Raw genomic sequence first — 14,786 nt, forward strand, 5'->3', positions numbered from 1 at the left:
TGGCCGGTTCGGCACCCGGCGCATTGTCGACTTGGCAACTTGGCGTGAAGCATTCGATCACGAAGCGTTGCACTCGTGGGCCGTGCGGGGAAGTGCGCCTTGTCGCGGTGGCCAATCCACGTAGGGCGTGCGGGGCCCCATGGACCCTTTCCGCGCAGGTCGAACGGGGGTTGGAGGGTGCTCGTGGCGGCAGATGCACACCGGCCAGAAGTTGGCTGAAAAGATACGGGCGAGGGCATGGAAACCGGTCAGTTGACCGGTGTGTCCGCGCCGCCGGGGCGCCGGGCCCGTCACGCTCCGGTTCCGGGCCGGTGGTCAAGCCGTTCGCGCCGGCCCCGCAAGGGGTCCGGTGCCCCGTACGGCGTTCCGTATGGCCTGTGATGTGGGTCACGGGGTGCGCGGTGCGGGCGGTCCGGAACGGGTTCACTCTCGCCGTCAAGCGAATTCTGCGCAAACCGCCTGTACAAGGCAGCAACCATTGCGTGGCGGGCGGCCCCTCGGGCATGCTCCGGGGGACCCGCGTGCCGGTTGCGCGGGATCTGGGCGAAGGAGGCGTGCCGCCGTACCCTTGGGGGTATGGGGTTGGGAAGATAATTCCCGGACACAGCTCCGCCGCACACTGTCGTCCCCCACAAAGGATCACAACCCCGAGACAGCCATGGCCGGTCACGAATTCTTCGAACCCGCGGACCGCAAGCGGCCGGTCGCCGATCCCACGGCGTCCGAACCCCTGGCGGCGGAGGAACCACGCCATCCCTGCGACCCGGCGTTCCTGCACGGAGTGGTCGTCGGCTTCGACGGCTCCACGTCGAGCGAACGGGCCCTCGCCTACGCCATCGGCATGGCGCGGCGCTTCGGGTCGGGGCTGATCATCGTCCACGTCGCCAATCGGTTGCCGACCACGGTGTGGGCGGGGTGCGAGCCGCCGGTGTTCGTGGACGTTCCGGACCACCGGACCGAGGTGCTCGGGCTCGAACTCGCCTGCGCGGACTATCTGGCGGAGGTGCCGTGGATTCTCGTCGAGCGGGGTGGGGACATCTGCCATGAGCTCGAGGAGGTGGGGCGGGAGTATGCCGCCGACGCGATTGTCGTGGGTTCCACCCACGGGCTCGTGGGGCGTCTTTTCGGGTCTGTTGCGGGGCGGTTGGCCAAGCGGGCGCAGCGGCCGGTGGTGGTGATTCCGTAAGTCGGGTACGGGGCCGTTGTGTTGCGTGGCAACGGGTGGGGGCTTGTACCTGTTCGTTGGCGTGTGCGGCTCGGTGGGGGCTGGTCGCGCAGTTCCCCGCGCCCCTTAAAAGCAGGGTGTTGCCTCTGGTGTGGGGTTGGTCGCGCCCGCGCGGCGGAGCCGCGGGTTGGTGCAGGCCCGCGCCCCTTAAAGGCAGGGTGTTGCCTCTGGTGTGGGGTTGGTCGCGCCGCTTGGAAGCAGGGTGTTGCCCCCGGTCGGTGCAGGGTCGCGTTCCTGGGAGCGGGGGGCGGGGCCGCTTGTTGGGGCGGCCCCGCGTTCCTCGGGGGCGGGCTACTCCACCGTTACCGACTTGGCCAGGTTTCGGGGCTTGTCGATGTCCCGGCCGAGGGCCAGGGCCGTGTGGTAGGCGAGGAGTTGGAGGGGGATGCCCATGAGGATGGGGTCCAGCTCGTCCTCGTTCTTGGGGACCAGGAGGGTGTGGTCGGCCTTTTCCTGGAGCTGGTGGGCCACCGCGAGGATCTGGCCGCTGCGGGCCTTGATCTCCTCCATGGCCGCGCGGTTCTTCTCCAGCAGGTCGTCGTCGGGGACGATCGCGACCGTGGGAAGGGCCGGCTCGATCAGCGCCAGCGGGCCGTGCTTCAGCTCCGACGCGGGGTAGGCCTCGGCGTGGATGTACGAGACCTCCTTGAGCTTCAGGGAGGCCTCACGGGCCACCGGGTAGCCCCGGACACGGCCGATGAAGAGCATCGAGCGGGCCTCGGCGTACCGCAGGGCCAGCTCCTTGATCTCCTCCTCCTGCTTCATGATCTCGGCGATCTGGCCGGGAAGCCGGCGCAGGCCCTCGATGATCCGCTTGCCGTCGCGCACCGACAGGTCACGCGTGCGGCCCAGGTGCAGGGCGAGCAGGGCGAAGGCGACGGTCGTGTTGGTGAAGCACTTGGTGGACACCACGCACACCTCGGGACCGGCGTGCACGTACACACCGCCGTCCGCCTCGCGGGCGATCGCGGAGCCGACGACGTTCACCACGCCCAGCACCCGCGCACCCTTGCGCTTCAGCTCCTGCACGGCCGCCAGCACGTCGTACGTCTCACCGGACTGCGACACCGCGACGTACAGCGTGTCCGGGTCCACGACCGCGTTGCGGTAACGGAACTCGGAGGCCGGCTCGGCGTCGGCGGGGATCCGCGCCAGCTCCTCGATCATCTGCGCGCCGATCATGCCGGCGTGGTACGAGGTGCCGCAGCCGAGGATCTTCACCCGGCGGATCCGGCGCGCCTCACGGGCGTCCAGGTTGAGGCCGCCCAGGTGCACGGTGGAGAAGCGGTCGTCGATCCGGCCGCGCAGCACCCGGTCCACGGCCTCGGCCTGCTCGTGGATCTCCTTGTGCATGTACGTGTCGTGGCCGCCCATGTCGTACGACGCGGCCTCCCACTCCACGGTGGTCGGCTCGGAGGTCGTACGGGTGCCCTCGGTGGTGTACGTGCGGAAGTCGTCGGCCTTCAGCGTCGCCATCTCGCCGTCGTCCAGCGTGACGATCTGACGGGTGTGGGCGACCAGGGCGGCGATGTCCGAGGCGACGAACATCTCCTTCTCGCCGATGCCGAGCACGACGGGCGAGCCGTTGCGGGCCACCACTATGCGGTCCGGGAAGTCGGCGTGCAGCACGGCGATGCCGTACGTGCCCTCGATCAGGCGCACCGTCTCGCGGACCTTGTCCTCCAGCTTCTCGGCCGTCGAGCGGGCGATCAGATGGGTGAGGACCTCGGTGTCCGTCTCGGAGAGGAAGACGACACCGTCCGCCTCCAGCTTGCGGCGCAGGTCGGAGGCGTTGTCGATGATGCCGTTGTGGACGACGGCGACCTTGCCCGTGGCGTCCAGGTGCGGGTGGGCGTTCACGTCGGACGGGGCGCCGTGGGTGGCCCAGCGGGTGTGGGCGATGCCGGTCGTGCCCTTGAAGCGCGCCGGGACCTTCGCCTCCAGATCACGCACCCGGCCCTTGGCCTTGACCATCTTCAGGCCGGCCGCCTTCGGGGACGTGACGGCGATGCCCGCCGAGTCGTAGCCGCGGTACTCCAGCCGCTGCAGGCCCTCGAGCAGCAGGGGAGCGACCTCGCGCCTGCCGATGTATCCGACGATTCCGCACATATACGTAGGTTCCTAGCCGTAGACGATGCGGCGCAGCTGCCGGAGCGAGAGCTCGGGCGGCGCCACCGCTCGGTATCTGAGGTCCGCCTCGATCCGTTCGAAGATCGTCGCGTTCACCAGGCCCTGGGCCTGGAGCTCGCGGTGGCGGCGACGGACGTACTCCTCGGTCGTCTCGTCGAAGTAGGCGAGCACGTCCTGGACCACGCGCAGCGCCTCGCCCCGGCTGAGGGGCGTGGACCGCGTCAGATGATCAACAAGTTCGTCGTGCACCCGATGATCCTGGGGTACCGGCAGCCGATGCGCAAGAATCGTGCCCGATATCGGGCAGGCCGACCGCCAAACTGTCCGGGTGCGGTCACATACGCTTCAGAATCGCCTGTTTGGCGAGGGTGAACTCCTCGTCGGTGAGCACGCCGGACCGGTGCAGTTCCCCCAGCTCCCGCAGCCGGCGGAGCAGGGCGTCGTGACCGTCCTCGGCGGGGGAGGGGGCCGGCTGCGGGGCCGCCTCCCCTTCACGCGACGCGCCGTCGTCGAAGGGTGCGGCCGGGTGCGGGAGCCGGGCCTGCACGGCGGCGGCGACCAGCACCATCAGCGGGTCCTTCTTGAAGCCCCACAGTTCCACCGAGTTGGGGTCGTATTTGGCCGGGGCCTTGGTGGGGGCGTGCCGCACATGGAAGCGGAGGTGCCCGTTCTCCAGTCCGGACGCGGGCTGCCACTCCACGGCGGTCAGATCCGTCACCGAGAGCGTGCGGGTGCCGGCGGCGGCCTTGGCGTCCTCCGTCTTCCAGTTCCACTCCAGCCGGACGCGCTCCCCGTCGAAGCTCACCGTGCCGTCCCCGGCGGAGACGGACAGCGGCACGGACGGGCCGGGCAGCAGGTACTCGCCGACCGGGTCGGAGGGGACCTGGTCCAGCAGCAGGGCGGTGCGAACCTCCTCGGTGAAGTACTCGGCGACGCCGTAGCGGTCGGATTCGACGATCAGCTGGTAGGGGTCGTGCGGCTCGGTGAGCCGGCCGGCGGCGGCGTGGAGGAGGGGGTCGGCGCCGTCGCGCAGGCGCAGGCGAAGGCGGCCGGACCTCTTTCCCTGTTCCAGGGAGATGCGGGATATCGCCGCGAGCGGCACGGTCGTCTCACCAAGGGTGCTGCGGAGGAGGCTGACGTTCTTGTCCCGGCCGGGGGTGAGCCGGAGGGTGTCGCCGTCGAAGGTCCAGGTGCCGTCCTTCTGGATGATTTCCGCCATGGGGTGGATTGTTTCATTGGATCCTGCGGGCCGGTGGGGGCTTGTCGCGCCCGCGCGGCGGAGCCCCAGAGTGGTACTGCCCCGCGCCCCTTGAAGGCAGCGCGCTGCCCCGGCGTTGGTCCGCGGAAGAGACGGGCGCCCCGGGGGACCGTACTCCGGGGCGCTCGTCGGTCGTCGGGTCAGAACTCCGCTATCGGGTTCCTCAGGGTGCCGACCAGCTGGAGGGCGCCGGACGGGTCCGTCAGGTCGACCATCTGCCTGTTGTCGCGCAGTTGGAGGCGGTTCAGGCAGGAGAGGGGGAACTCCGGGGTGAACATGTCGTAGCGGGCGAACTTGTCCGACAGTTCGGGGACCGATGTCTGGTACTCGCGGGTGGTCTCCGCGACCGTGCGCCAGAAGCCGTCCTCGTCCAGGACGCCCTCCTCGGCGAGGTCCGCCGCGAGGAAGCGGAAGAAGCAGTCGAAGACGTCCGTGAAGATCGACAGGAGCTTCGTGTCGTCCGGGACCTCCACCCGGATGCGGGAGACCTCCGGGGGCAGCACCGCGTCCGGGTCCATCACCGCGATCTCCTCGGCGATGTCCTTGTAGACCGCCCGCCGCACCACCCCGTCCTCCAGTACGAGGATCACGTTCTCGCCGTGCGGCATGTACACCAGGTCGTAGGCGTAGAAGCTGTGCAGCAGCGGGACGTAGTACGCCCGCAGATAGTGCCGCAGCCACTCGGCCGGAGCGAGCCCCGACTGCTCGATCAGCGCGCCCGCGAAGGACTTCCCCTCGTGGTCGACGTGGACCAGCGACGCCATGGTGGCGAGCGACTCCCCGTCCTTCAGGGAAGGTACCGGGCTCTCCCGCCACAGCGCGGCCAGCATCTTCCGGTACGGCGAGTAGCGGTCCGTGGCCTGCTCGTACTCCAGGTGCCGGTAACCCACGGCGGCCCGCTCGCGGATGATGGACAGCCCCGTGGCCCGCAGCACCGCGTCGCCGTCGATCAGCCGGGCCAGCCAGTCGTTGATCGCCGGGGTCGCCTCCATGTAGGCGGCGGACAGCCCGCGCATGAACCCCATGTTGAGGACGGACAGGGCCGTCTTCACGTAGTGCTTCTCGGGGTGCGAGGTGTTGAAGAAGGTACGGATGGACTGCTGGGCCAGGTACTCGTCGTCGCCCTCGCCCAGGCAGACCAGGTGCCCGCGCGCCACCTCGGCGGCGAAGGTGACGGACAGCTTGTTCCACCACTGCCAGGGGTGGACGGGGATCAGGAGGTAGTCGCCGGGGTCCAGCCCCCGCTCGCGCAGGACGCCGTGGAAGCCCTCGACGGTCTCCTCGCCCAGCTCCTGCCGGATGAACGACTCGTACGCGATCCCCGCCCCCGCCGTGAACGCGGCCCGCGAGCGGTGCGCGGCCAGCCACACCAGCTTCACCGGGTTCGCGGTCTCCGGCGCGTACGACAGGTACTCGTGGACGCCGAAGCCGAGCCGCCCGTTGTTGGCGACGAAGCAGGGGTGGCCCTCGGTCATCCCGGTCTCGATGGCCTGGAAGCCCGCGTCGACCAGCTCGGCGACCGGGACCTGCGGCTTGGTGAGCTTGTAACAGGTGCCGGAGAGGGTGGAGGAGATCTCCTCCAGGTACACCGGCAGGATCTCCTCGCTCAGGCCCAGCGACTTCTGCAGCTCGATGAAGAAGTCCAGTGCGGCGAGCTCGAGTTCGGCGTCGTCGCGGTGGCGGATGATCGAGTCGGCGTCCACCTGCCAGTGGTCCAGGGCGCGCCTCGTCGCCGTGAACGTGTACCGGGTCAGACCGTCGTCGCTGCGGACGACCCACCCGCCGTCGCCGGTGGCCTCCGGCGTGATGAGCCGCTCGTGCGCGAACTCGGCGAGTGCCTTGCGGATCAGCAGGCGGTTGGCCCGCGCCCAGCGGTGGGGGGACAGATGCGCCACGGCGTCGGACAGGGTCATACGGCTACTCCTCGGGCGGCCACGAACTGCTCGCGCGTGCAGAAGCTCAGCAGCGCGCGCTTCTCCGGCTTGTCGATCTCACGTACGGGTGCGAAGCCCACGGCCTCGTTCAGCGCGTGCACGGCCTTGTTGGTCACGTCCGGCTCGACCACGACCCGCCGGGTGTCCGGGTCGGCGAACAGCGCCTCCATCACGGCGGTGATGACGGCGCGGGTGAAGCCGTGGAGCGGCCGGTCGGTCGGCGCGACCAGGAAGTGCATGCCGACATCGCCGGGCTCGGGGTCGTACAGGCCGACGAGTTCGACGTACCGGGGGTCGTACTTCTCCATCAGGAAGGACGGTTCGCCGTCGTGCAGGCCGAGGTAGGCGTGGTGGTGCTCGTGGGCGGCGATCCGCATGTACTCGCGCTCGACGTCCTGGAGCCTGGCGTCCTGCATCATCCAGAACGCCGCCTTGGGGTCGGTGACCCAGCGGTGCAGCAGCCCGGCGTCCTCGAGGGGGTCGAGGGGGCGCACCGTGAACGTGCCGATGCTCATACCGCGAACTCCTGGAAGGCGATGGTCTTCTCGACCGGGTAGTACTCGGTGCCGAGCAGTTCGCGGATGATGGTCGCGTTCCGGTACGGGCCCATGCCCAGGTCGGGGCTGGTGACGCTGTGCGTGTGCACGCCCGCGTTCTGCAGGAAGACGCCCCGGCCGGTGACGTCGACGGCGTAGTTGCGGGCGATGTCGAAGCGGCCGTGGCCGTCGAAGCGGAGCCGGTCGCGGACCGGGTCGAGGAAGGCCGGCGGCTCGTAGTGGTAGCCGGTGGCCAGGACCAGGCCCTCGGTGCGGATCTCGAAGTCCTTGTCCTGCTCGTCCTGGTGGAAGCCGAGCAGGTAGCCGCCGTCCTCGTGACGGGCGCTCGTCAGCGAGGAGTTGCTGAGCAGCCGGGTGGGCACTCCGCGGTCGCCGCTCTCCACGTTCTTCTGGTACAGCAGGTCGAAGATCGCGTCGATGAGCTCCGAGTTGATGCCCTTGAACAGGCCCTTCTGCTGCTTCTCCAGCCGGTAGCGGGTCTCCTCCGGCAGGGCGCGGAAGTAGTCGATGTAGTCCGGGGACGTCATCTCCAGGGTCAGCTTGGTGTACTCCAGCGGGAAGAACCGCGGGGAGCGGGTGACCCAGTTGAGCCGGTAGCCGTGGACGTCGATCCCGGAGAGGAGTTCGAAGTAGATCTCGGCGGCGCTCTGCCCGCTGCCGACGATCGTGATGGACTCCTTGTCCAGCAGCTCCGCCTTGCGCCGCGTGTACTGCGCGTTGTGGAACAGGCCGCCGTCCAGCCCCCGGCAGGGCTTCGGGACGTAGGGCACGGTGCCGGTGCCGAGCACCAGATGCCGGGCGCGGTACGTCTCCCCGGCCGCCGTCGCCACGGTGTACAGCCCGTCGCCCTCGTCGTACGTCACCTCGGTGACCGTCGTGCCGAAGCGGACGCTGCTCAGCTTGCCGGCGGCCCAGCGGCAGTAGTCGTCGTACTCGACGCGCAGCGGGTAGAAGTTCTCGCGTATGTAGAACGAGTACAGCCTCCCCTTCTCCTTCAGATAGTTGAGGAAGGAGTACGGGGACGTCGGGTCGGCCAGGGTGACCAGGTCCGACATGAACGGGGTCTGCAGATGGGCGCCGTCGAGGAACATCCCGGCGTGCCACTCGAAGTCGGGCTTGGACTCCAGGAAGACGCCGTTGAGTTCACCGATGGGCTCGGTGAGGCAGGCGAGGCCGAGGTTGAAGGGGCCCAGTCCGATGCCCACGAAGTCGTGGGCGGCGTTCGTGGCGTCAGGAAGCGCGGTCAAGGGACTCTCCCAGGTACTGCTCGGCGTGGCCGGCGATCAGATCGAGGACGGCGGTGATGTCGCGCGTCGTGGTCTCGGGGTTCAGCAGGGTGAACTTCAGGTAGTGGCGCCCGCCCACCTTGGTGCCGGCCACCACCGCGTCACCGGAGGCGAACAGCGCTTTGCGGGCGTAGAGGTTGGCCCGGTCGATGTGGGCGGGGTCGGTGACGGCGGCCGGGATGTAGCGGAAGACGAGCGTGGACAGGCTCGGCTCGACCACCACGTCGAAGCGGGGGTCGGCGGCGAGCAGCCGCCAGCCCTCGGCGGCCAGTTCGCACACCTCGTCGAAGAGCTGTCCGATGCCGTCGGCGCCCATCACCCGCAGGGTCATCCACAGCTTCAGCGCGTCGAAACGGCGGGTGGTCTGCAGGGACTTGTCCACCTGGTTGGGGATGCGCTCCTCCACCATCCGGCGCGGGTTGAGGTACTCCGCGTGGTAGGTGGCGTGCCGCAGGGTGGCCGCGTCGCGGACCAGGACGGCCGACGAACTCACGGGCTGGAAGAAGGACTTGTGGTAGTCGACCGTCACGGAGTCGGCGCGTTCGATGCCGGCGATGCGGTCCCGGTGCCTCAGCGAGGCGAGCAGGCCGCAGCCGTAGGCGGCGTCCACGTGCATCCAGGCGCCGTACCGCGCGCACAGTTCTGCGATACCCGGCAGCGGGTCGATGGAGCCGAAGTCGGTGGTGCCGGCGGTGGCGACGACGGCCATCGGGACGAGACCCTGCTCGGCGCAGCGCTCCAGTTCACGGGCGAGGGCGACGGTCCGCATCCGCTTGTCGTGGTCCACGGGTATGGACACGACGGCGTCCGGTCCGAGGCCGAGCAGTTTCGCGGACTTCTGCACGCTGAAGTGGCCGGCCTCGGAGGCGAAGACGCGCAGCTTCCCGAGATCCTCGGTCTTGGACTCCTCGCGGGCCAGGAGCAGTGCCTGGAGGTTGGACTGGGAGCCGCCGGAGGTGAACACGCCGTCGGCGGCCGGTCCGAGGCCGATACGGGCCGTCGTCCAGTCGATGAGCTTGCGCTCGATGAGGGTGCCGCCCGCGGACTGGTCCCAGGTGTCCAGGGAGGAGTTGACGGCACAGAGCACGGCCTCGCCGAGTACGGCCGGGATGACGACCGGGCAGTTGAGGTGGGCGAGGTAGCGGGGGTGGTGGAAGTAGACGGCGTCCCGGAGGTAGACGTCCTCCAGTTCGTCCAGCGCGGCGGTGGTGTCGTACAGCGGCCGGTCGAGGTCGATGCCGTCGACGCGCGGGGAGAGTGCGTCGACGGTGACTCCGGTGAACGGCCGTTCGGTGGTGGCGATTCGGGCCGCCACCCGCTCGACTCCCAGGGTCACGGAGCTGCGGTAGTGCTCCGCGGTGGTGTCGTTGAGCAGGTGCGAGCGCATGTGGGGGTCCTCCGGTGGGGACGATCCGGTGCGGAAAGCCGACGGCGTGTTACTTAGGTAAGCCTAACCTAAGTAACACGCCGTGAATCAAGCCCCTCCCGTGACCGTGATCACTCCTGTGCCGGAAGCGGTCGGGGCCGGGGGAGTCCGGGGTCAGCCGACCTTCTTGGCCTTCTCGATAGCCTCCGCCAGGTTGTCGAGCAGAGGCGTGCACTTGTCGTACGACAGGATCGGCTCCGGCGAACGGGCGATGACCTGGCCGGCCTTGACCGCCGGCAGCTTCTTCCAGGTCGCCTCGGTGACGTCGGCGGGCTGGATGGTCGAGGCGCGGTCGTCCATGATGATGACGTCGGCCGGGTACTTGTCGACGTTCTCCCAGCTCAGCGTCTCGAACCAGCCGCCGGTGTCCTTCTTCGCCTCCTCCGGGGGCTCCACGAGGTTCACGCCGAGGGCCTTGAAGTACTCCAGGTCGATGGAGTAGTTGGAGCCCGAGACGTAGAAGACGTCCTGCGCGGCGGAGCCGGCCAGCACCCGGATCTCCGGGCGGGCCTTGGCGGCCTTGCGCAGCCGCTCGGCGGCGGCCTCGAACTTCTTCTTCGCCTCGACGTTCTTCGCGGACTTCAGGTCGGCGCCCAGCGACTCGGCCAGCTCCGCCATGCGCTGCAGCGGCTCCGGCATCTGACGGTCGTAGACGGAGACGGCCACGCTCGGGGCCAGCTTGGCGATCTTGTCCGCCGAGGCCAGCGGGACGTACCAGAGCGACCCGGCGTCGTCGAACGTCGTGCTGATGAGCACCTCGGGCTGGAAGGCCGCGTACTGCTCGACGTTGAAGCTGTCGAACTTGTTGCCGAAGATCGTCAGCTTGCTCACGTCCATGTCACCGGCCTGGACGTCGGCCTTGCCGTCGGTCGTCCTGGTCGGGCCGAAGACGCCCTTCACCTCGATGCCGTAGTCGAACAGCGCGGCGGCGACACCGGTGAACGCGACGATGTTCGTGGGCACCTTGTCGAGCTTCACCGTGGTGCCGCGGTCGTCCTTGAAGGACCAGGGGCCGGACTTCGCGGGATTCGTTCCCTTGTCCGCGCCGCTGTCTTTCGCGTCGCCGTCCCCGCAGGCCGCGAGTACGGCGCCGAGGCCGAGCGCTCCGCCCGCGGCCAGGATGCCGCGTCGGGTGAGGTGGGTGGCACGGGCATGGGACATGGCTACGCTGCTTTCGAACGGGGCGGATCACTCGCAGGAGAATTCGAAGGTAGGTTAGCCTAACCTCAATGGATGTCCAGGTGTGGGGCCGCTCACAGCCGGAAACGTGAGCTGTGCAGGTGGTTCCGCCACGGCATGACGCGGGGCCCAACTCCCATGCGGGCATGGGAGTTGGGCCCCGCAGCCGGGCTGTGCGAAATCCCCTACGCGGCCGCCTGCTGCTTCCGGGCCAGGGACTTGGCGGCGCTGCGGCGCTTGTCGGACCGCACGTCCACCGGGCCGCCGGCGCCCTTCCCCGGCACCTTCTCCCAGCCGCGCAGCTTGCCGGCCACCTCGGCCAGCAGCGGGCTGCCCGGCTTCACGGCGAGGTAGAACAGCGACTCGTCGGGCTTCCTGTCGTCCCCGCCCCAGCGGACGACGCCCCCGAGCTCGGCGAGGATGTCGCGGATCACGAGCTGCTGGGGGGCGAAGAAGCCGCCCTTGACGCCGCTCGGGTAGTGACCGGGCCGGATCTGCACCGCGGTCCCGGACGCCTGGTTGGCCTCCGGCAGTGTGCGGCGCACCGTGTCCGGGCTGCGCCAGCCGACCACGTCCCCTCTGCGGAGCTCGTCCACCTCGTAGTGGAACCGGCGGACGACATGGACCAGCACGGTCTCCACGTCACCGATCCGTACGGCGACACCCTCGATGGGCGTACCGGGCACCGGGCGCGTCCACACGGCCCCGCCCTGGTCGGCGGCCAGCTCCATCTCCCAGCCGTTCGGGCCCTGTTTCCCGGAGCGGGTGCGCTCGCGGCGGGCCAGGGCGCGGCGGGCCGCCTCCCTGACGTGCTTCGGCTCGGCATACCGGCCGGCCGCGTAGGCGGGAGAGGCGAGGTATTCGGAGAAGGGCAGCGTGGCCGCTGCCGCGGCACCCGCGATCACTGCGGTCCGGGTGAGGAAGGTACGGCGGGAGGTTGTCATGTACGCCTTGTCTCTCTCTTGAAGTCCCGGGTGGCCCGGCGTTCGGATTCCAGCAGGCTGAAGCCGCCCATCGCGACGGCCGTGAAGGCGAGAGCGCCCGCCGCGGGATTGAGGTAGCCGGGCACGCCCGTCGAATAGGTGGTGCCGCTCCTGACGTGGCAACCGAGACCGAGCGGGATGTACGTGGGCCGGTAGGAGTCGATCTCCATGACGTGCGCCGGTCCCACCGCCTCCTTGCACGCGAGGTCCCGCCTCGTCTCGTCCAGTGTCAGCAGGTGCAGGGCACCCCATACGTACAGGCACGCCGCGCCGGCGCCCGCGAGGGCGGCGCACGAGCGCAGCACCACCAGCGGGCCCGCGCGCCGGACACCGTGGCGGGCGAGCGTCGTACAGCCGTAGACCGCCAGAGCGGCGGCCACCGCCAGACCGACGAGGAGGACGAGAAGCAGGACCAGCGGATTGTGTCCCGCGTACGGATCGGTTTCCACGATGCTCCTAGTACATCCGGGAGAGTCCGTCGTACTTCTCGAAGAGCTGGTAGAGCGCCATGCGCTTGGTGGCGTGCGCCTCGGCCTCGTCACCCCAGCCCTGGTAGCGACGCAGGACCTCGAAGATCTCCTTCTGGGTGTAGTCCAGTCTCATGGACCGCAGCACGGTCTCGCCGCCGGGGCCGTTGTTGCCGCCGGGCTTGCCGCCCGCGTCCCACAGGTGGATGAGGGACACGGTCCGGACCGAGTAGGCGTTCTCCTGGTTGATCTTGTGCCACATCGTCCAGATGTCGGCGTCCTTGGCCGGGTCGAGGACGGTGCCGGTGGCCAGGCCCTTGCCGATGCAGTAGTTCCACGCCCGGATGCCGACGTCACCGCTGATCTGCGCGATACCGGTGGAGGAGTCCCGCACCGGTGATATGTCGTCACCCCCGACGCCGGTGTGGTAGTAGGTCACGGCGGCGTCCACGCCCAGGTCGATCACGTCGTAGTGGCGCATCTCCCAGTAGGCCGACGTCTGGATCAGCGCCTTGCGCATGTTGTACGTGTGCGACAGGGACGTGATCAGATCGTCGTGCGCCATGATCGTCTCGAGGCACTCGGTGTGCGTGAAGATGCGGCTGGAGTCCGAGTCCGGGAACCCGATCGACTTCATGTACGTACTGATGTCGGTGTGCATCGCCTGGTAGTACGACGTGAAGTCGAACGCCACGTCGGGCTCGTCGTCCAGGCGTGAGGGGTTGAAGGAGCCCTCGCCGATGTCGCGGCCCGAGGCGATGTTGTGGTCGATGTTGATGGCGCCGTCGCCGGAGCCGACGGTCCGGGTGACGACCTGGTCGTAGGCCCAGTTCGCGGGCAGCGGGTAGCCGTAGTTGCCGGAGAAGCCGCTGGACATGTCGGAGACGAAGCTCGCCGTGGCGTGGCCCGCGTCGGACACCCGGATGCACACGTTGCGCGGCCCGTAGACACCGATGCGGTAGGGGTTGCCGGACAGCGCCATGGCGTCCTCGACCCCCTTGAAGTAGGGCAGGATGTCGTCGGTGACCTCGTAGTCGTAGGCGTCGAAGTCGACCGCGAAGAAGATACGGGCACCGTTCTTGAAGCCGTGGCGCTGGGCGGCGGAGACGGCGGCGAGACCGTCCGCGTTCCCGGCGGGGTAGTTGAACCCCTCGGCGTCCCGGCCGTAGGTCTGCCAGATCGGGAAGCAGCGCAGCCCGTTGTCGGCGAGGGTCTGGAGCTCGCCGGCCTGGATCTCCTTCTCCAGCGGGGCACCGCCCGTGGGGTTGATCAGATAACGGCCGACGTACTTGATGCCCTCGGCCTTGAGCGTCGCCGCACGGGCCGGGGTGACCTTGGTGACGCCGTCGCAGGCCTCCCCCCGGCGGTTCTGGTCGCCGTACGACACCAGGAGCGACGCCCACGTGGAGTAGTCGCCCCGGCCGGTGACCGGGAGCTTCACGAACGCCTGGAACGCGGCGGTCTCGCTCGCGACCGTGCTGTCGAAGACGGAGGTGAACGGTGTCGCCGCACGCTGGTTGAGGATCAGCGCGCCGCTGTACAGCTGCGCCCAGGTGCCGGAGGAGCCCTCGGACAGCGTGTGGTCCGCCAGACCCGCCTTCGTTCCCGGCCCGAAGTTGCCGTTGGCGACACCGTCGGCCATGCCGAGCTCGTACTGGATGGCGTACAGCATGGACGAGGCCACGGTCCGGGAGTGGTGGCCGTCGCACGGCACGATGAAGAAGTCCTGGCGGCCGATGTACCGGCCGTTCAGCCACTGCTGGATCTGGCGGATCTTCGAACTGCCGCCGTTCACCGTGACATAGGGGTCCATGTTGAGGAGCCCCTTGACCACCTTGGGATAGAGGCTGCCGGAGTCCGGGAACGCCGCCGAGACGCCCATGTCGCTCATCATCGTGCTCACCGAGGCGGCCACCCGGGAGTTGTACTTTCCGTCGATCTCACCGCCGTCGTACCCCTTGCAGTAAAGGGCGGACTGGATGATCCGGGCGAAATTCGCGGATGGAACGGTGCCGTCGTTCAGTACCGGGTATTTCGACTGCAGGGTACTCAGGGTGGTGGGGCCGAAACTGTTGGAAAGTGAGCTGATGCCCAATTCGAGCTGGAGGGCTCGCGTGAGCGCGTACATCACGGTCCAGCTCGTCTGGCCGTTCTCCTCCAGTGGGGAGATGCCCAGCATATTGGGATAGGTCGTGTTGATGAACCGCTGGGCACGGAGCACCATCTCGTCGGCCATGGACGACTCTCTTTCGCCGGGGAACGTCGCGGCAACTGCCGGTCAACAGGGACACGTTAGGGACGTCGACGGCGTGGTGACAGGCACCCTTTCCCTGGTCAACCG

12 protein-coding genes are annotated in these 14,786 nt (G+C 68.8%); 1 reads left to right on the forward strand and 11 read right to left on the reverse strand.

The window, feature by feature from the left end:
- Positions 1-658: 658 nt before the first annotated feature.
- A complete protein-coding gene (locus IF28_RS0111030; protein WP_030217176.1) occupies positions 659-1,186 on the forward strand; it encodes a universal stress protein in 528 nt (175 codons plus the stop codon).
- Positions 1,187-1,516: 330 nt separating this feature from the next.
- On the opposite strand, the gene glmS is transcribed toward IF28_RS0111030, so the two are convergent.
- The 11 genes from glmS to IF28_RS0111085 form a co-directional block, all read right to left on the reverse strand.
- A complete protein-coding gene (gene glmS, locus IF28_RS0111035; RefSeq protein WP_030217179.1) occupies positions 1,517-3,334 on the reverse strand; it encodes a glutamine--fructose-6-phosphate transaminase (isomerizing) in 1,818 nt (605 codons plus the stop codon).
- Positions 3,335-3,346: 12 nt separating this feature from the next.
- On the reverse strand, positions 3,347-3,604 hold the full coding sequence (locus IF28_RS0111040; RefSeq protein ID WP_030217181.1) for a hypothetical protein: 258 nt from the start codon (positions 3,602-3,604) through the stop codon (positions 3,347-3,349).
- An 85-nt stretch (positions 3,605-3,689) separates the two neighbouring features.
- Positions 3,690-4,574, reverse strand: a complete 885-nt coding sequence (locus tag IF28_RS0111045; RefSeq protein ID WP_030217185.1) for a DUF4429 domain-containing protein — start codon at positions 4,572-4,574, stop codon at positions 3,690-3,692.
- A 179-nt stretch (positions 4,575-4,753) separates the two neighbouring features.
- Positions 4,754-6,526, reverse strand: coding sequence for an IucA/IucC family protein (locus tag IF28_RS0111050; protein ID WP_030217188.1), 1,773 nt, complete (start codon positions 6,524-6,526; stop codon positions 4,754-4,756).
- Positions 6,523-7,062 carry a GNAT family N-acetyltransferase gene (locus IF28_RS0111055; RefSeq protein WP_030217191.1) on the reverse strand — a complete coding sequence of 180 codons (540 nt, stop codon included), beginning with the start codon at positions 7,060-7,062 and terminating at the stop codon, positions 6,523-6,525. The genes IF28_RS0111050 and IF28_RS0111055 overlap by 4 nt, the downstream gene beginning before the upstream one ends.
- Positions 7,059-8,351 (reverse strand): lysine N(6)-hydroxylase/L-ornithine N(5)-oxygenase family protein, encoded by a 1,293-nt coding sequence (locus tag IF28_RS0111060; protein WP_030217203.1) that lies wholly within the window; start codon positions 8,349-8,351, stop codon positions 7,059-7,061. The genes IF28_RS0111055 and IF28_RS0111060 overlap by 4 nt, the downstream gene beginning before the upstream one ends.
- Positions 8,335-9,777 (reverse strand): lysine decarboxylase DesA, encoded by a 1,443-nt coding sequence (desA, locus tag IF28_RS0111065; RefSeq protein ID WP_030217206.1) that lies wholly within the window; start codon positions 9,775-9,777, stop codon positions 8,335-8,337. Before desA ends, IF28_RS0111060 begins: the two co-directional genes overlap by 17 nt.
- A gap of 153 nt (positions 9,778-9,930) precedes the next feature.
- Positions 9,931-10,977, reverse strand: a complete 1,047-nt coding sequence (locus IF28_RS0111070; RefSeq protein WP_030217209.1) for an ABC transporter substrate-binding protein — start codon at positions 10,975-10,977, stop codon at positions 9,931-9,933.
- A gap of 203 nt (positions 10,978-11,180) precedes the next feature.
- Positions 11,181-11,939, reverse strand: a complete 759-nt coding sequence (locus IF28_RS0111075; protein ID WP_030217212.1) for a twin-arginine translocation signal domain-containing protein — start codon at positions 11,937-11,939, stop codon at positions 11,181-11,183.
- Complete coding sequence (locus tag IF28_RS0111080; protein ID WP_030217219.1) at positions 11,936-12,427, reverse strand: hypothetical protein; 492 nt, start codon at positions 12,425-12,427, stop codon at positions 11,936-11,938. The genes IF28_RS0111075 and IF28_RS0111080 overlap by 4 nt, the downstream gene beginning before the upstream one ends.
- A gap of 7 nt (positions 12,428-12,434) precedes the next feature.
- Positions 12,435-14,681 (reverse strand): glycoside hydrolase domain-containing protein, encoded by a 2,247-nt coding sequence (locus tag IF28_RS0111085; RefSeq protein ID WP_030217220.1) that lies wholly within the window; start codon positions 14,679-14,681, stop codon positions 12,435-12,437.
- Between the last annotated feature and the right edge of the window lie 105 nt (positions 14,682-14,786).

It is taken from the genome of Streptomyces sp. NRRL WC-3626, assembly GCF_000718785.1.
Taxonomy (GTDB): Bacteria; Actinomycetota; Actinomycetes; order Streptomycetales; family Streptomycetaceae; genus Streptomyces; species Streptomyces edwardsiae.

Excerpts from the sequence above, each read along its gene's own strand:
- IF28_RS0111050 (WP_030217188.1), bottom strand. The coding sequence starts at position 6,526 with ATGACCCTGTCCGACGCCGTGGCGCATCTGTCCCCCCACCGCTGGGCG.
- IF28_RS0111075 (WP_030217212.1), bottom strand. The coding sequence starts at position 11,939 with ATGACAACCTCCCGCCGTACCTTCCTCACCCGGACCGCAGTGATCGCG.
- IF28_RS0111055 (WP_030217191.1), bottom strand. The coding sequence starts at position 7,062 with ATGAGCATCGGCACGTTCACGGTGCGCCCCCTCGACCCCCTCGAGGAC.
- IF28_RS0111085 (WP_030217220.1), bottom strand. The coding sequence starts at position 14,681 with ATGGCCGACGAGATGGTGCTCCGTGCCCAGCGGTTCATCAACACGACC.
- IF28_RS0111045 (WP_030217185.1), bottom strand. The coding sequence starts at position 4,574 with ATGGCGGAAATCATCCAGAAGGACGGCACCTGGACCTTCGACGGCGAC.
- glmS (WP_030217179.1), bottom strand. The coding sequence starts at position 3,334 with ATGTGCGGAATCGTCGGATACATCGGCAGGCGCGAGGTCGCTCCCCTG.
- IF28_RS0111030 (WP_030217176.1), top strand. The coding sequence starts at position 659 with ATGGCCGGTCACGAATTCTTCGAACCCGCGGACCGCAAGCGGCCGGTC.
- IF28_RS0111070 (WP_030217209.1), bottom strand. The coding sequence starts at position 10,977 with ATGTCCCATGCCCGTGCCACCCACCTCACCCGACGCGGCATCCTGGCC.
- desA (WP_030217206.1), bottom strand. The coding sequence starts at position 9,777 with ATGCGCTCGCACCTGCTCAACGACACCACCGCGGAGCACTACCGCAGC.